Below are 17,609 nucleotides of genomic sequence, written 5' to 3'. Positions count from 1 at the left end.
AGTTCTGAAATTGAATATATTGATATTTTTAAAGAATTATATCCCAATGCAAAGCACAAACTGATTGATCCGCAGCGCACACATGTGAGCATCTCTGCTACTGTTATTAGGAGGGAAGGGGTGTACCGTCATTGGGAGTACATTCCTAACTTCGTAAAACCGTATTTTGTTAAGAAGATTGTTTTGGTTGGAACCGAAAGCTGCGGGAAATCAACGTTGACGAAAAACCTTGCCAAAATCTACAACACTACTTATGTGGAGGAATATGGCCGAACCGTCTGTGAAGAATTAGGCGGCTGCGATGGAATCATGATTAAAGAAGATTATCAAAAAATTGCTTACGGTCACAAAATGGCTGAATATCAGGCAATTGAAAAGGCTAATAAGCTTGTTTTTATTGATGCAGAAGCCAACGTAACCCAATTTTATTCAAACCTTTACAATAACCAAAAACATACAACCGCAAGCCCCTGCATTCATGTATGGGGTAAGGTTGTGTTTTTTAGAACAAATGTTCCTAAAATAATTGTATTCGTTTTATCTATTTGATATAATAAGAATATGAAAAGTCTAATACATTATAAAAGTAATAATAACGTATTATATTCATGCAAGTATCATGTAGTTTGGTGTCCTAAATATAGAAGGAGTGTACTGATAGATGGAGTAGATGATCGACTTAAATCTATTCTAGTTGGGGTTGCAGAAGAGACGCATTCTGAAATAATTGAAATGGAGATTATGCCCGATCATGTCCATCTTCTGGTAGAATGCGATCCACAGTTTGGCATAAATAAACTATTAGAATGATGAAAGGAAGAAGTTCTCGTTACCTCCGCCGCGAATTCCCATGGTTAAAAAGTAGAATCCCTTCCCTATGGACGAATAGTTATTTTGTTTCAACTGTTGGTGGTACCACGCTTGATATCGTAAAACAGTACATAGAAAATCAAAAAGGAGTGTAAAGTTATGGCAACATCAAAAGATCGAACACCCACTTTTATTGCAACGATTCGGCTAAAAACGGATATGAAGGCAGAAAAGCAGCTTTTGGTGATGTCAGACTGTGCAAGACAACTTTACAACGCTTGTTTAGGGGAAAGTTTGAAGAGACTTAGAGGTATTCAATCTACAGGATTGTATAAGGAGACGGTTCAATTATCTAAAACTTTGGAAGCGGATATTGAAAAACGTCGAGTGAACTTTAAACAGCTGAATGATACATTTGGTTTTACCGATTATTCCATTCAATCTTTCGGGACCAAAACGAAAAATGATTCAAAGTTTATTGCCGAACATTTAGGGACGCACATCTGTCAAAAAGCCGCTACAAGAGCCTTTAAAGCTGTTCAAAAATTCGCCTTTAAGAAAGCCAAAAAGGTATGGTTTAAACGAAAAGGTGAGTATGTTTCCTTAGAAGGGAAAAATAACAAAACATTTCTTACTTACTCCAATGGTTATGTTTTTGTCGGTAAAAGCCTTTCCTTGAAATGCTTAATCGATCCAAAAGATCAATGGATGCAGTACGCCTTAAAGCACAGAATAAAATATTGTCGGTTGATTAGAAAGGAAGTTAAGGGGAAAAATCGGTTTTATGTTCAATTAATAGTAGAAGGACACCCTTATCGTAAATATCATTTAGGACAGGAAATGATTGGACTAGATGTTGGTCCTTCCACCATTGCGATTGTAGGGGAATCAAAAGCTGAATTAAAGGAATTTTGTCAGGAGGTTGTTTTTCTTGATAAAGAAAAAAGAAGAATAAATCGCAAATTAGATCGACAGCGTCGAGCAAATAATCCAAACCATTATCAAAGCAATGGCGTTGTGAAAAAAGGGAAAAAGAAATGGATTAACTCCAAAAACTATATAAAGACTCGTTCAGAACACAGAGAAAGGGAACGAAAGATAAAAGAAGTCAGAAAACAGATCCATGGTCGAGATACCAATCAAATTCTTCAACTAGCCACTTCCATTCAAACAGAAAAACTCTCCTATAAAGCATTTCAGAAAATGTTCGGCAAAAGCATAGGTAGAAAAGCTCCAAGTATGTTTATGAAAATGTTAAAACGAAAAGTTGTATCGCAAGGTGGAATATTCCGAGAGTTCCCTACCCACTCCACAAAGTTATCTCAGACCTGTCATTGTGGTGCAATTAAGAAAAAAAGACTCAAAGACCGCTGGCATATTTGCGAATGCGGTGTCACGGCACAACGGGATTTGTACAGTGCGTTTCTAGCTAGGTATATAGCCAAAAATAATCGGTTAGCCATAAAAGAAGCGGAACATAATTGGGAACAACTCTCCATTGTTTTGGATGATTGTGTAACGATTTTGAAAAAAAAGAAGCCAGAGAGAAAATTCATATCCACATTTGGTTTATAAATCCTTTGAGATTAGAAGGTTAAATCTCTCGGTGCAGACGTACCCCGAAACAGTCAATAAGTTGTGAGCGGCAAGGGAATCCGAGCCCATGTAAATAGTCGTGTTTCGATTAGTTGCATTAGAACGATTTCGGCTATCGAAGCCTTTTAAACCGAAGTGAAGTCCCTCCTCTAGATAGATACTAGAGGAGGGAAGAGCCTAGGTTGATTGAAGGTGGAACCCCCTCCATTTATGGATGGGAGAGCGTCAGGAACATCAACCAGTACTAGATGAAATCGCTAAACTACAAGAATATGATCTTTGGCTTTTCCTGGAACCTGATGTTAAATGGGTGAATGATGGGCTAAGAGTGCATGGTGAGATTGAAACAAGGTCTCAAAACAATCAGCATTTAAAGACATTGTTAGCTGAGCACAACATTGACTATAAAATTTTGAACGGAAACTATGAAAATAGATTAAAATTGACAATCGAGATAATTGACAATTTATTACTGGAAGCACACTCCTAAACCGGAAGGTCCAACTTAGTAGAAACAGACGAATATAAAGTAACGAGTTCCATTTCCAATCGTAAACATTCAATAGGTAAAATGACTGTCAAAAGATTTTGATAGTCATTTTTTATTGGTCTATAGCGATTTTTATTACTGTTCGGATTAATTTAAAAATTTCTATAATTTCTAATTGACAACCATTATCAATAGAGAATACAATAAATATGTGGTTGATAATGAAAATCGTTATCAATCAACTAATTTCTAAGGAGGTTTTCATGGAGAAAAATCTATTACTTACTTTTTCTATTCTTCTATTAGTATTAGGATTTGGATTACATAATCCCGTATTTGCGGCAGGGAGTTCCAGTGAAGATATAACTAAAGCTGGTAAGTTCGTTGATCAAGCCATTGATTTTGCTACTAAAGGAAACCTTTCGGATAGTGAAAAAGCTTATGATCAATTTAATAAGACCTGGCGGCAAATAGAGGATGGGATTAAAGCAGATTCTGCAACTGCCTATCGAGATATTGAATCGAATATGGGAAAGGTAGTCTATGCCATAACCATTAAAAATCAAGAACAAGTTATTCAGGCTTTACAGGATTTAAAGTCTGTCAATGAAAAAATTGTAAATGGAGGGTATCCAAAAGAGTCAGGTTTTAATAATGAGGATATTACGTTAGATGAATTTATTTTACTTCTCCAAGAAACACAGAAGGAAGTGAATGAACACAATCAATCTGAAGCATTAGAGGGTATCAAAAAGGCAAATAGCAGCTGGTTGAGTGTAGAAGGAGCGGTGGTCGCACAATCTGCCTCTGTTTACAGTGATTCCGAGAGAGACTTGGTGACGATCCAAGCAATGCTTGCTGCTGACCCTCCAAATTATCAAGATGCTGATAAGACAATCAATACAATGGTAAAATACTTAACCCCCTTAGCCAATAAATCTCAATACACTTATTGGGATGCTGCCATGATTCTTATTCGAGAAGGTTTAGAAGCACTTCTTGTAGTGATAGCACTTATGTCATTTGTTAAGAAATCAGCAGAGGGAAAGGGAAAAGGATGGATTTGGACTGGTGTATTAGCTGGTCTAGGAGTTAGTGTAATACTCGCCATTATTGTAAAATTTGTGATCTCTTCTGGAGCGTTTGGTAATAATAATGCACTTATTGCTGGATGGACAGGTGTTTTTGCTGCCGTAATGTTATTGTACATGAGCTATTGGCTTCATAGTCAATCGAATATCGCTGATTGGAATCAGTATATTCGTGAAAAAAGCCAAACAGCTTTAACAACAGGTAAACTTGTTTCATTAGGTACTCTTGCTTTTCTTGCAGTATTCCGAGAAGGCACGGAAACCGTATTATTCTATATGGGTATGGCTAGCCAAATAAAACTTCAGTCCCTATTGATTGGTTTTCTAATTGGAGCTGCAATACTTGGAATCTTAGCGTATTTAATGGTATTTGCAGGATTAAAGCTGCCGCTGCGTTTATTCTTTATGGTGTCTAGTATCATCGTATTTTATCTTTGTGTTAAGTTTACGGGAATGGGAATACACAGCCTCCAATTAGCTGGATTCATCCAAACCACTAATTCTCCAGGCATTCCAAGTTTCGAATTTTTTGCACTTTATCCTTCATGGGAAAGTACAATACCTCAAGTTATTCTTGTATTTGGGGCCGTTATTATGATTCTATTAAAAAACATTAAAAGTAAAAAACCAATAAGCAGTCAAAAATTAAATTTGAAATGAGGAATAATAGAATGAAAAAAGTAACAGCAATGATTTTAGCAATCGGCTTTGGAAGTGCACTGGTTCTAGCAGGCTGTAATTCAAACGAAAGTAAAATTTCCGAGGGAGTAAATGATATGCTGGATACAGCAGAACAGCTGGCAATAGCTATTGATAACGGCGACCAAGCAAAAGTAAAGGAAGTTGGTCCCCAGTTAGAAGATCAGTGGTCTTCTTTTGAAGAAGGTGTAAAAGAGGATAACCAAGATTTATATGAAAAAATCGAAAAATATCTGGACCCAACTATTGCAGGTTCGGAAGCAGCCACTCTTGATAAAGATGCCCTAGAAACATTAAATGATCAACTTACAATGGCCTTGAAAGAATTAAAGGATGAAATCAAATAGTGAGTTTAAAAAGAACACCAGCTCTTTGGAGTTGGTGTTCTTTCATGTTGCCCAGGACAAAATACAGTGAAAGTCTTGTTGTATGTTGCCTTTAATTTTTAAATATTTTTATTGTTCAGAAAAATATTGACAACAAAATAAATATTATTTATTATAATAATCAGATAAATATTATTTATTTTACATCTTTATAAACCTAGATTAAAAAGGCAGGTGTTTACATAAAAGGTTAACCTAAATGACAGCGTTTTCTTTTGATTAACCTCTAATCCTTTTTACATATCATTTATATTAGTTGGAAGGTTCACATCAAGACTGGAGAAGAGGAAGTGGTTTAAATGAAAAATAGAAGTGAACAACTAGTTCATGATCTTGGAAAGAAAATCGTAACAAGTGAATTTGCTCCGGGAGATCTATTACCAAAGGTAGAAGATGCGAGTGAAATGCTTAAAGTTAGCCGGACGGTAGTTCGTGAAGCGTTAAGAGTATTATCTACAATGGGACTTGTCAGGTCCAATCAAAGGGCTGGTACCGTTGTACTACCGCGTTCGGATTGGCAATGGTGGAATCTTGATGTATTAACCTGGGTGCTAGAAGACGACAAAAATAGCGACTTTTTAGTGCATTTAACAGAAGTAAGATTAGGACTTGAACCCACTGCCGCAGCATTAGCAGCCAAGAGGGCAAGTGACCACGACATGAGTAAAATAAAACATGCTTTTGAGCGATTGGAGCAATCCATCGGCGATGAAAAGGCATGGGCAAGTGCTGATTATGATTTCCATGAAAGCATTTTACAAGCTTCTCACAATGATCTCATCATTAACACAGTTAAAACACTTCGAAAAGCGCTAGTCAACAGCCGCGAAAAAACGCTTGAAGCATCAAAGAATTTTCCCGAATCACCATATGATTCGCCGACACAAGAAGTGTTTAAAAGACACCGAGTTATTTATGATGCCATCATAGCACGGGATGAAGAGTTGGCCAGGCAAAAAATGACCGATTTAATCCTGCGAGTAAAGAGAATTTTGGAAAAAATATATGGTTTTCAAGACTAAATGCCATAGAAAAGTTTAAAAAATTAAGCGGTATGAGAGGAGCAAAAAAAATGGGATTACAAGTTGTACGATTTGAAAAAGAAAATAAACAGCAGTGGGGTGTTGTATCAAACGATCAAATTCTCGTATTAAAAAATACTTATAGCACTTTGGCAGATTTTTTAGAGTCAGGGGTCGAAGAAGCAAGGAGAGTCAAAGCACAAGGAACGAGTGAATCTGTTTCACTTGATGAGGTGACCATCTTAAGTCCAGTGACCAAACCGGCAAGGATCGTTTGTCAGGGGGCAAATTATTCTTCACATCGTGAAGAAGCTGGGCTAGAAGCAGCACGTCCACCTTATAACATGATTTTTAGCAAGGCAGATAGTTCACTTAGTGGTGCATATTCCGAAATTATTCGACCTTCCCATGTTCAGCTACTAGATTATGAAATTGAGTTAGGTCTAGTAATTGGAACAGAAATTTCTGGAGCGGTAAAAGTAACAGATGAGAATATTCATGAATATGTAGCTGGGCTTGTCATTTTTAATGATGTTTCCGCTCGGGATGTGCAGCTTTCTGAGGGACAATGGCTAAAAGGGAAAAGCTACCGTACATTTGGGCCTACTGGACCATTTCTATACCTACTTGATAAGGAAGATACAGCTCTCATACATGATCTCGATTTAAAATGTTGGGTAAATGATGAGTTGCGCCAATCAGCTAATACGAATCAACTAATTTACAAACCAGCAGAAACGCTCACTGAGCTTTCAGAAACGATGGATCTATCAAAAGGAGATTTAATCATCACAGGTACAACTGGCGGTGTTGCATTAACACTTACACCAGAAATATTAGGAAATATTTCAAGTCCGGCACTTGCTTACGAAAAGAAATTAGATTTATTGGTGGAAAGCCAAATTAATAATGGAAAATACCTCAAAGACGGCGATGTCATTCGTTGTCAGATTAAAAGCTCGGATGGAAGTATTGACCTTGGTGAACAAATAAACAAAGTGGTAGCAAGTAAAGTAGCCGTTTCCTAAAATATGAAATCAATAGCTGGGATTTATTCCTAATCCCAGCGTCCCTTATTTTATAGCTATTATGGATATTATCTTAGAGATGAATAAAAGGATATTTATAATTCCAACTAATGAATCCGCTTTCATTCAGGTATTTTATAAACTAAAAAGATTGATAGGGGTATGATGGATGAAAAAAGAAAATGTAGATGTTGCCATTGTTGGTTACGGTCCTGTATCTAAGCTATTAGCTACTTTACTTGGACAAAAAGGATGGAAGGTTGGAGTATATGAACGGTTTCCAAAGCCGTACCCACTTCCACGAGCAGTTGTATTTGATGACGAAGTTGCTAGGATTTTACAATCTATTCTCTCTGGCGAGGAGATAGAAAGAGTTACTCAAGCTGTCCCTGATTTTTATGAATGGGTCAACGCTGACCGAAAATTACTTTTAGGGATAGATTTTTCCCAATTTGGTATATCAGGTTGGCCAAGCCATTTATTTTTTAATCAACCAGAACTTGAAGAAATAATGGATACCGCATGTAGAAAACAGGCTACCGTTAGTGTGAATTTAGGAAGTGAAGCTGTTGGATTAAGTGAATTTGACGACCGTGCAGAACTTATCATTAAAGATGTACACGGAGTAGAAACCAAAGTTACTGCCAAATATATAGTTGGATGTGATGGAGCTAATAGTTTTGTTCGAAAAAATATCGAACATACCATTACGGATCTTGGTTTTGTTGCAGATTGGCTAGTGATTGATATTATTCCTCAAGTAGAAAGAGAATGGAAACCTATGAATCTACAAGTCTGTGATCCAGCACGACCAACGACGGTTGTTTCAGGCGGTCCCGGTAGAAGACGCTGGGAATTCATGGCCATGCCAGGTGAAACAATAGAAGACATGAACAAGGAAGAGGTGGCATGGAAGTTATTGGAGCCTTGGGATATTACGCCTGCTAACTCCGTGTTAGAACGACACGCAATTTATACATTTAAGGCACAATGGGTGGATGAATGGCGAAAAGGAAGGCTAATGTTAGCTGGTGACGCTGCACATTTAACTCCACCATTTATGGGTCAAGGGATGTGTGCAGGACTTCGTGATGCAAAGAATCTAGCATGGAAACTCGATTTGATCCTCAAAGGTCTGGCCAGTGACAACCTTCTCGATACCTATACGAAAGAACGTAAACCGCATAATCGTGATGTAGTAGAGGCAGCCTTGTTTTTAGGAAATGTCATTTGCGTAGCCGATCCAGAAGCTGCTGCTAAAAGAGATGAAGCATTTTTCACGGGCAGTGTACCGCCAATGCCTGAATTTCCATTTTTGACGGAGGGCATTCTCTATCAACAAGGCAATTACACGGGTAAACTATCGTTTCAAAGTCAGGTGAATTATCAAGGCAAAACAGGGTTGTTTGATGATCTAATTGGGGATGGATGGATTGTGATGAGTCCAATCGATGATCCGAGGAAGGTCTTACGTGAAGAGCAGGTTACCTTTCTTGAAAACATAGGAGCAAAATTCATTCAAGTTTCAGAATCTTCCGATACAAAACAAGAGTCTCCGAATCTAGTTGTCGATGTTGATGGTAAATACAAACAATATTTTAATGAAACAGGATTAGAGGCTGTTCTCGTTCGTCCAGATTTTTACCTTTTTGGAGGGACAGAAGTTTTAAATGAGTTACCTTTACTCGTGGATGATTTAGTGAAACAAATGGGTCAATTCATAAATACAGCAGCTACGAGATAACCAATATTGGGGAATATTCGTTTCCATTGCAGCTACTGTACCAGCATAAAGGATGGAGATCCTTTAGCATACGTTTCTGAACTACTTGAAGGCAAATCAGAAACAAATTTTAATAGACTCGGCTAAAAGTCTAAAAAATAATTATACTATGTTTCTTGGTAAGAATGTAATCAAAAGGGTCCATTAAATTTAAGATAAACCATTTAGGGGGAATGTATGATGTCCAAAGTAAAAGTATTTCGATTAGCTTATGTTGACTTTTCTGCAAAAAATGCCGGTGCTATGGTGGACTATTATACCCATACGATGGGGTACCGGATTACGGAGGAAAAGGACGGAGTGACCTATTTAAGTAATGGTCTTGATCATCACAATATTGTCATTACACCTGCAGAAGAAAAAGCAATTCGCAGATATGGTTATCAATTAGATGGAAAACTGACACTCGAAGAAGTACAAGAGCAACTTCATTCCAAAGGGATTGCCTCAAGTATGAAAATAGACGCGAAACCTGGTATTTCAAGATTTCTAGAATTGCAGGATCCAGCAGGGAATGTTCTTGACATATTTACGGAGATGGAACAAACTGCGATTGGTTTTGGAAATTCAGGCATTGTTCCTCTTAAGCTAGGACATATTGCTTTTTATGCGAAAAATTTTAAGGAAACGATTAAATTTTATCAGGAAGTTTTAAACTTTGATTTTACCGATCAAATTGGAATAGATTTCGCTAATTTCCTAACTTGTAATACCGATCACCACGTCATAAATATTGTCGCATCAGAGGAGACGCGTCTTCACCATATTGCTTTCCAATTAAAAGACGCAAGCCATCAATATGCCAGTTCCGATCTATTAGCCAAGCACGGACGTCCTGTTCTTTGGGGACCATCCCGACATACTGCTGGACATAACATTGCCACCTACCATCATGACCCAGAAGAAAATGTGGTGGAATTATATACAGATATGGATGTTTTTATTTCAGAACTTGGAATTTTTGAGCCTCGTCCATGGCATGAAATGCTGCCCCAAAAACCAAAAGTTTGGGAAGCGTTGAGTGCTTGGGGCACTGAATTTGAATTAGACTTGGCAAATGTGTAAGTAGTCTCTATTTCAAGGATAGTTCTAAATTAAACGAGTTGATATAAGAAGTAGGGGCCATAGAGAGCTTAAAAAGTACTTTTTGGTCTCCCTTCTTGTTTGCCTGATTAAAGGAGACGCAAATTGATACATATAACTAGAATAAGTTTTTACTAATAAAAGAGATGAATGGAGGAGTAAAACAATGACAACTTATATTATTGATGGTGCGAGAACAGCTTTTGGAACGTACGGTGGGTCCTTTAAGGATGTTAGTGACGTTGACTTAGGGGTTACAGCGACAAAAGGAGCCATTGAAAGAAGCGGTATTCCTGCTTCCGATATAGATGAAATTATTTTCGGAAATGTGATTCAGACTGCTGAATATTCTCCCTATTTGGCCAGACATATTGGTTTAAAAAGCGGCATGTCAGAATCATCATCAGCCCTTACCTTGAATCGGCTTTGTGGATCGGGCTTACAGTCGATTGTATCAGGAGCACAATCTATTGCGTTAGGGGAAGCGAAGGTCATCGTGGCAGGTGGTACGGAGAGCATGAGTTCAGCACCACAAATTTTAAAGGGAACCCGATTTGGTTCACCAAATAAAGCACCTGTCGTGGTGGATATGCTTTGGGAAACACTAGTTGATCAATATGTGGGCTGTGGAATGGGCATGACAGCTGAAAATCTGGCAGATAAATATGACATTTCCCGAGAGGAGCAAGATGCATTTGCCGTTCAATCGCAGCAAAAGGCGGGAAATGCAAGAGAGCACGGACGTTTTGCGGAAGAAATTGTACCCGTTGTGATAAAAGGTAGTAAAGGGAAAGAAACCGTGATTGAGTTGGATGAACATATAAGAGCCGATGTAAATGTAGAAGGATTAGCGAAATTAAGACCAGCGTTTAAGAAAGATGGGACAGTAACTCCAGGCAATGCCAGTGGAATTAATGATGGTGCTTCTGCAGTCATTTTAGCGTCTGAAGACTATTGTTTGGAGCATAACTTAAAGCCATTAGCCAAGATTGTTTCATGGGGAGTGGCAGGGGTAGACCCGAAAATTATGGGAATTGGACCTGTTCCTGCAAGTAAAAAGGCTTTGGAAAATGCTGGACTCAGTTTAAGTGACATAGATTTGTTTGAATTTAACGAGGCATTCGCTGCACAATCATTATCTGTGATCAAAGAGTTAGGTGTTGACCAGGAAAAAGTAAATGTCAACGGTGGTGCAATTGCCCTCGGTCACCCCCTTGGTGCAAGTGGTACGAGAATCACCTATTCTTTAGCGCTTGAACTGAAGAAAAGGAATTTGAAATATGGTTTAGCTTCCCTTTGTATTGGCGGCGGTCAAGGCATTGCTATGATTATTGAGTCTGTGTAAGACAAAATTAGATGGAGTATGAGGAGGAACGATTAATGGAAAACAATAAAGTCCTTTTATCTGTTGAAAATCATGTCGGAGTCATCACGTTAAATCGTCCAGAAGCAGCCAATTCACTTGATTTGCAAATGGCAAAGGAATTGATGGATGTCGCCATTTTTTGTTCTGAGAGTGAAACGATTCGGGCAGTTGTGATTACCGGTGCAGGAAATAAGTTTTCAGTAGGGGGCGATTTAAAAAGCTTTGCTCAAGAGGGGGATGAAATAAGCTCGCATTTGAAAAGTGTGACGTTTTATCTGCATCAGGCCATTTCCCTTTTTGCAAGAATGAACAAACCTTTTATTGGGGCTGTCAATGGAGTCGCAGCTGGTGCCGGAATGAGCCTTGCCTGTGCATGTGATTTGGTATATGCCTCTGAGAAGTCTAAATTTGTGATGGCCTATAACAAAATCGGTTTAACACCTGATGGGTCAGGTAGTTATTTTCTACCTCGTCTTGTCGGGATGAGACGAGCATTAGAATTAATGTATACCAATCGGCAGTTAACGGCGAATGAGGCATTTGAATGGGGAATCGTCAATCAAGTAGTTTCTGATGAGAACCTGATGGAAGTAGTTCTAAGTATTGCTGAACAGTTGGCAAAAGGTCCAATGAATGCCTACGGAGCAACTAAAAAGTTATTCTATCACTCTCTTCAAGAAACGCTAGAGTCGCAAATGAGCAAGGAATCTTTATTACTCGCCTCTAGAGCAAGCAGCAAAGAGGGGAAAGAAGGAATTTCTGCTTTTCTTGAAAAGCGTGAAGCGAATTTCTTAGAGTAAAAGATTTATGTGATTTCAGAATCCTTAATTGGAGGGATAGGATTGAAAGCAGCTAAAGTACAAGAAAAGTTACTCTGGGAGCCCTCACAGCAAATGATAAATGAGTCAAATATTAAAAAATTTATAGTTTGGCTAGAGGAAAAAAGAGGGCTTAAATTTGATCAGTATGAAGAATTATGGAAATGGTCCGTAACGGAGATTGAAAACTTTTGGACCGCCATATGGGAATTTTTTGATATAAAAGCAACAGGGGCTTATCAAGAAGTGTTATCAGGTAATAAAATGCCAAACGTTAGATGGTTTCAGGGTGCGGAATTAAATTATGCAGAGCATATATTTAGGCAGGAGAATCCAAATAAACCTGCGATCATTTATAAATCCGAGATAAGTCCAGCACAGGAACTTAGCTGGGCTGAATTAAGAAAGAATACAGCGGCAATCGCGAACCATTTAAAGTCGATAGGGGTCAAGCGGGGAGATCGTGTAGTTGCTTATGCTCCAAATATTCCTGAAACCATCACAGCCTTTCTTGCGTGTGCCAGTATCGGTGCTGTTTGGTCAAGCTGCGCACCGGAATTTGGGATTGCAAGTGTCATTGACCGATTTAAACAAATCGAACCAACTGTATTAATTGCTGTGGATGGCTACCAATACGGCGGCAAGACTTATGACCGTCTGGATCATTTGAAAAAAATACAAGCAGAATTGCCGACACTGAAACAAACCATTCTCATTCCATATTTACAAGAGAAATCTGAATGGATTGAGGGAAAGAATTCTATTTTTTGGAACCAGGTTTTAAAAGAAAATAACGATGCTACGTTAACATTTGAGCACGTTCCTTTTAATGATCCGCTTTGGATTTTGTATTCTTCAGGCACCACAGGAAAACCAAAAGGGATTGTTCAAAGCCAAGGAGGAGTCCTGTTAGAGCATTTAAAATTCCTAGGTCTTCAAATGGATATAAGGAAGGACGACCGATTTTTTTGGTACACGACTACAGGCTGGATGATGTGGAATATTGGCGTTAGCGGGTTATTGACAGGAGCAACCATTGCCCTTTTTGATGGTAATCCAAACTATCCAAACGATGAAACTTTGTGGAGGTTTGCAGAATCTACGAAACTGAACATTTTTGGTACGAGTGCCAGCTTTTTAATGGCCAGTATGAAAGCAGGATTGATACCAAAGGACCAATTTGATCTCTCTCACTTGAGAACGATAGGCTCCACGGGATCGCCATTACCGGAAAGTGGATTTGACTGGATTTATGAGCATGTAAAAGAAGACATTTGGCTTACTTCTACCAGTGGTGGCACGGATATTTGTTCTGGCTTTGTGGGGGGAAGTCCAATATTACCGGTTTACTCAGGCGAAATCCAAGCTCGTGTATTGGGAGCAGCAGTAAAGGCTTATAATGATTCAGGTGAAGAGGTAATCGATGAAATCGGTGAACTTGTGATTACAGAACCAATACCATCCATGCCAATCTATTTTTGGAATGATGAGGAGGGCATACGTTATAAAGATAGTTACTTTAGTGTATTTCCTGATATATGGAGGCATGGAGACTTTATTAAGATTACGACGAGAGGATCCGCGATTATATTTGGTCGATCAGACGCGACCATAAACCGTGGCGGTATTCGAATGGGGACAAGTGAAATTTACAGTGCCCTAGAAAAAATCCCAGAAGTAATGGATAGTTTAATTGTCGATATTCCAATAAGTGCAGAACAATCCTACATGCCTTTATTTATCGTTCTAAAAGAAGGTTACGAACTTTCAAATAATCTAAAAGCAAGCATTAATCAAACCATTCGTCAAAACTGTTCCCCAAGACATATCCCAAATGAGATTTTTAGTGTAAAAGAATTACCGAAAACCTTGAACGGTAAGAAACTAGAGGTGCCGATTAAGAAAATATTAATGGGATTACCGATCGAACAAGCAGTTAACAAAGGTTCATTATTAAACCCAGAATCGTTAAGGTACTTTGTTGATTTTGGAGAACGTTTATCCTCTGGAATGGTCAAATAGAGGTAAAAGGATTGGAAAGTGATTTTCCGAAACAATCATTCAGGGGATTGCAGCATTAATCGTTCACCAAACCAATAACATGAGCAATCATACCGTTTCAAATTAAGAAAAGAAAAGCTCCAAGCTCTGTAAAAGAGTTTGGAGCTTATTTGATGATCACGAAAAATTAAAATACATTAAATAATACGATTGCCACGAGAGGCACTATGAAAATGATATAACCAATAGGGTTTCCAAAGTTAATCGTCCAACCTACGCCAAATCGTTTTCCCACAAAGATAGAGGGTCATTTTTGTTGTATGATTGACATTTTGGATATAAAATTAAGAATATTCTGTCAGTATTGTATAAGCAGAGTAAATATAGAGGAGTAAATGGATTATAATTAGATGTACATATTGGAGTGAAGGAGTTTTTATTGATGGGCGATTACCCAACCCTAACGAAAATTTCAGAAGGAATTTATCAACTTGTTGTTCGATATCCGTTTGGAATGTATGAAATGAACAGCTTTTTATTTCAGGGAGTAAATGGTTTTACAATCGTTGACACAGGCAGTGAAGCAAAGGAATCAATCGATATTTGGGAGAAAACGTTGGCATCGGGAATTACAGTCGATAAATTAGTACTTACACATGCTCATCCTGATCATATTGGTCTTGCAAAGTGGTTTCAGGAACAAAAACACGTTCCAGTCTATATTTCAAGTTTGGGCTATAAAGAAATACTGAGAAAACGAAAAAATGAAGATACCAATTGGATGCGCAGGTTCTTAAAGACACATGGTGGTCCTGAAATACCTAAAAATATGGAGAATCCAGAGGCGGCTGCCTATGAATTTGAACCTGATGGGCTTTTTGAAAAAGAGCAAACTATCATTCTAGGGGACAAAACGTATGAACCCATTTGGACTCCAGGTCATTCTTCAGATCATTTCTGTTTTTATAATAAGAATCAGCAGGTAATGATTACAGGCGATCATGTTCTCGCTGGACTGTCTCCAATTATCGCAATTTGGTCAGAAAACGACGAGAATCCAATAAAAGATAATTTTGACTCATTGGAAAGAATAAAAGCTTTTTCTACCAAGATAGCACTCCCTGGTCATGGTGAACTAATTTTTAGTCTAAACAATCGGATAGATGAAATAATATCCGGTCACAAACATCGCTTACAACAAATCTTAATTTCTATAGAAAATGATGAAAAAACATCATGGCAGATTTGTCAAGAACTATATGGAAGTTTAAGTCCGACAAAATTTTTTGCTCCATTTTTGGCCACTATTACGAGACTTATTTATCTTGAAAAGAGTGGTGAAGTATTTAGTGAATTAAAGGACGATAAATTGTATTTTCGTTCAATGGTCAATTAACCCTTTTAGGTATAATCTTCCGACTACATCTGCTGGAAAACTCTTAAAGAGATCGTTGAAAGACGAATACAAAGACTTATCACCAGAAGTGGAAAAAATATAGATTAATAGGGATCCGTCTAAATGGCGGGTTCTATTACTTGCTGGCGATGTATATAAATAAGATGAGATAGCTGATTGTTGCAATAAATTGGGCCGGTTGTAAAGATTTGAACCAGCAAGATGGATAAGCCAATCTAGACAGATACCTAAAAAAATAGTAAACTAAATAAATCTTAAATAAAAATCCGCATACCGCGGTGGAGGTTGTAGCACCCCTCGTTAAAAAAACTAAGGCGAAGCAGCACTTCTCTTAGGGGTGCTGTTTTTTCTATTGTATGGGGTGGATAAAAAAATCATCAGGGAGTGAGTTATTTGCGAATTTTATTGTATTTAATTTCGATCGTTGCTGCAAACGTCGTAACAGCGGCATTTGCGCCAATGCAATTAGGAATTTTTATTGTTCCAATGGGGACATTACTAATCGGAGCAACGTTTATTTTCCGTGACTTGGTTCAAAACAAATACGGAAGAAAGAAAACCTATATGTTTATCGGTTTAGCGCTCTTTCTATCGGCAATTGTTTCCTACTTGTTAGGGGACACATTAATCGTCGTCATGGCATCGGCAATTTCATTTGCGATTGCAGAAACAACCGATACTGAGATTTACACACGATTAAACCTGCCAATGAGCCTACGTGTACTCTATAGTGGAATCGTCGGTGGCTTATTGGATTCTGCGATTTTCGTTGTAATCGGTCTTAGCCCGCTTGGTGCAAACTTCTTACCATGGGAAGCCGTTCCATTCGCGATCATGGGTCAAGTGTTGGTAAAAACCATCATTCAGGGTATTGCAGCACTAATCATTCACCAAACCAACAATATTAGCAAAAATACATTTGCAAATTAAAATGGTAAAGCTCCTAGCTTTTAATAGAAGTTTGGAGCTTTTTTTTATGCTCCAAATCCTATATATGAATTGGATAGAAAGTCTATGTTGTGCAATTTATTAGTAATTAGTATATTATAACAATATTATGTAAACTTCAGTTGTGTTCCAGTCAGTGTAAATCCACTGAAATAGCCCAAGTGAATATTCTTCACTTGGGACAGGATTTAAGTGGCGTTAGCTATTCTTTAGATTTCCTAAAATAGTTTAATTACGTTATTTACTCTCAATTAACACCGTGCACCTACCATTGATTTAAACAACCAAGCGTAACTTGTAAAGCTAGTTCAAACTAGGCTGCCCCGCGGCACATAGAAATGACCACTTATGGCTGCTTCCTTCCGGACCTGACCAGATTCATAGGTTTCCATTGCGTAGGATCTAGTTGTCAACACTATTTTCACAAGGCAGACCTTACTTGATCAAACCTCAGGTCGGACTTCAACCCCGCTATGGCGGATTGCGGGTTACAGGGCACCGCCAACTCCCCGTCTAGCACGGTATGTATATGCTAGACTCCTGCTTATGATTAAGTAATGGTACTTTTCGAAGGGAATTAAATCCCCAACAGTGATAAATCCGGCGCATGAAATGGCTGTAAGCCAGGTTCTGTTCCTGCGTGCTATCACGATGCCAATCTCGCACGTACAGGTGTAATCATATGACTATCAGTCAAGAAGACCGATCCATCCTTTTGGTTCCTTATTCCCGCTGGATGGTGCCCCTACCAAAGTTTGGGTTGCTCGCTCGTGGGGTTTACCCGTTCCATTTCTTCTGTTTCCAAAAGAATTCGTCACTGTGGCACTTTCAGGTTACTCTCAGCATATCCTTCAAGGACTTAGCATGATTTCTCCGCCGTCAGCAGTACGAAGTCTGCTGCCCACCTTTGCAGATGGCACGAACACTCCGGGCATCTCAGCACCGGGCGAGCCTGGACTTTCCTCAACTCATGTAAACATAAGCCGCGATTACTCACCATTCCATTTTTGTTTGTTCATCAACTACGAGAATAAATATATCATAAAGGAGAGAAAGGAGTCATTAGGACAC

15 protein-coding genes, 2 other RNA genes and 1 pseudogene are annotated in these 17,609 nt (G+C 38.4%); 15 read left to right on the top strand and 3 right to left on the bottom strand.

Going from position 1 to position 17,609, the window contains the following annotated elements; translation table 11 throughout:
• The first annotated feature begins 120 nt into the window (after positions 1–120).
• The 13 genes and pseudogenes from J2Y03_RS11805 to J2Y03_RS11745 all read left to right on the top strand — a co-directional run bounded on the left by J2Y03_RS11805 (position 121) and on the right by J2Y03_RS11745 (position 14,194).
• Entirely contained in the window at positions 121–549 is a 429-nt protein-coding gene (locus J2Y03_RS11805; RefSeq protein WP_310194282.1) for an AAA family ATPase, read from the top strand.
• Positions 550–561: 12 nt separating this feature from the next.
• Positions 562–965: pseudogene (gene tnpA / locus J2Y03_RS11800) on the top strand (IS200/IS605 family transposase).
• A gap of 4 nt (positions 966–969) precedes the next feature.
• Positions 970–2,385 carry a transposase gene (locus J2Y03_RS11795; RefSeq protein ID WP_310194279.1) on the top strand — a complete coding sequence of 472 codons (1,416 nt, stop codon included), beginning with the start codon at positions 970–972 and terminating at the stop codon, positions 2,383–2,385.
• A 235-nt stretch (positions 2,386–2,620) separates the two neighbouring features.
• A complete protein-coding gene (locus tag J2Y03_RS11790; RefSeq protein ID WP_310194277.1) occupies positions 2,621–2,896 on the top strand; it encodes an AAA family ATPase in 276 nt (91 codons plus the stop codon).
• Between the two features lie 263 nt (positions 2,897–3,159).
• The gene (locus tag J2Y03_RS11785) at positions 3,160–4,647 is read left to right on the top strand and encodes an FTR1 family iron permease (RefSeq protein WP_310194274.1); all 1,488 of its coding nucleotides are present in this window, start codon (positions 3,160–3,162) and stop codon (positions 4,645–4,647) included.
• 11 nt (positions 4,648–4,658) lie between these two features.
• Positions 4,659–5,033, top strand: a complete 375-nt coding sequence (locus J2Y03_RS11780) for a hypothetical protein (protein WP_310194271.1) — start codon at positions 4,659–4,661, stop codon at positions 5,031–5,033.
• A 338-nt stretch (positions 5,034–5,371) separates the two neighbouring features.
• On the top strand, positions 5,372–6,094 hold the full coding sequence (locus J2Y03_RS11775) for a FadR/GntR family transcriptional regulator (RefSeq protein ID WP_310194270.1): 723 nt from the start codon (positions 5,372–5,374) through the stop codon (positions 6,092–6,094).
• A 50-nt stretch (positions 6,095–6,144) separates the two neighbouring features.
• Positions 6,145–7,122, top strand: coding sequence for a fumarylacetoacetate hydrolase family protein (locus J2Y03_RS11770; protein WP_310194267.1), 978 nt, complete (start codon positions 6,145–6,147; stop codon positions 7,120–7,122).
• A 169-nt stretch (positions 7,123–7,291) separates the two neighbouring features.
• A complete protein-coding gene (mhpA, locus tag J2Y03_RS11765) occupies positions 7,292–8,866 on the top strand; it encodes a bifunctional 3-(3-hydroxy-phenyl)propionate/3-hydroxycinnamic acid hydroxylase MhpA (protein WP_310194264.1) in 1,575 nt (524 codons plus the stop codon).
• 219 nt (positions 8,867–9,085) lie between these two features.
• Complete coding sequence (locus tag J2Y03_RS11760) at positions 9,086–9,970, top strand: VOC family protein (protein WP_310194261.1); 885 nt, start codon at positions 9,086–9,088, stop codon at positions 9,968–9,970.
• A 184-nt stretch (positions 9,971–10,154) separates the two neighbouring features.
• Positions 10,155–11,333, top strand: coding sequence for an acetyl-CoA C-acetyltransferase (locus J2Y03_RS11755; RefSeq protein ID WP_310194258.1), 1,179 nt, complete (start codon positions 10,155–10,157; stop codon positions 11,331–11,333).
• A gap of 35 nt (positions 11,334–11,368) precedes the next feature.
• The gene (locus J2Y03_RS11750) at positions 11,369–12,154 is read left to right on the top strand and encodes an enoyl-CoA hydratase/isomerase family protein (RefSeq protein WP_310194257.1); all 786 of its coding nucleotides are present in this window, start codon (positions 11,369–11,371) and stop codon (positions 12,152–12,154) included.
• A 42-nt stretch (positions 12,155–12,196) separates the two neighbouring features.
• Positions 12,197–14,194 carry an acetoacetate--CoA ligase gene (locus J2Y03_RS11745; protein ID WP_310194254.1) on the top strand — a complete coding sequence of 666 codons (1,998 nt, stop codon included), beginning with the start codon at positions 12,197–12,199 and terminating at the stop codon, positions 14,192–14,194.
• A 166-nt stretch (positions 14,195–14,360) separates the two neighbouring features.
• Here J2Y03_RS11745 and J2Y03_RS11740 read toward each other — a convergent pair whose 3' ends face one another.
• Entirely contained in the window at positions 14,361–14,474 is a 114-nt protein-coding gene (locus tag J2Y03_RS11740) for a DUF5808 domain-containing protein (protein ID WP_310194926.1), read from the bottom strand.
• A 141-nt stretch (positions 14,475–14,615) separates the two neighbouring features.
• Between J2Y03_RS11740 and J2Y03_RS11735 the strand changes: the two genes are divergently transcribed.
• Both J2Y03_RS11735 and J2Y03_RS11730 read left to right on the top strand, forming a co-directional pair.
• Positions 14,616–15,569 carry an MBL fold metallo-hydrolase gene (locus J2Y03_RS11735; protein WP_310194252.1) on the top strand — a complete coding sequence of 318 codons (954 nt, stop codon included), beginning with the start codon at positions 14,616–14,618 and terminating at the stop codon, positions 15,567–15,569.
• Between the two features lie 414 nt (positions 15,570–15,983).
• Positions 15,984–16,520 carry a VUT family protein gene (locus J2Y03_RS11730; protein ID WP_310194250.1) on the top strand — a complete coding sequence of 179 codons (537 nt, stop codon included), beginning with the start codon at positions 15,984–15,986 and terminating at the stop codon, positions 16,518–16,520.
• A 275-nt stretch (positions 16,521–16,795) separates the two neighbouring features.
• Here J2Y03_RS11730 and ffs read toward each other — a convergent pair.
• Positions 16,796–17,060, bottom strand: an RNA gene (gene ffs / locus J2Y03_RS11725) — signal recognition particle sRNA large type.
• A 92-nt stretch (positions 17,061–17,152) separates the two neighbouring features.
• Positions 17,153–17,539, bottom strand: an RNA gene (rnpB, locus tag J2Y03_RS11720) — RNase P RNA component class B.
• Positions 17,540–17,609 lie beyond the last annotated feature (70 nt).

The sequence above is a fragment of the Neobacillus niacini genome (assembly GCF_031457145.1).
Lineage (GTDB): Bacteria > Bacillota > Bacilli > Bacillales > Cytobacillaceae > Neobacillus > Neobacillus niacini_J.
Note: the sequence above shows the minus strand (reverse complement) of the source record. Positions and strands in the feature narration are given on the sequence as shown.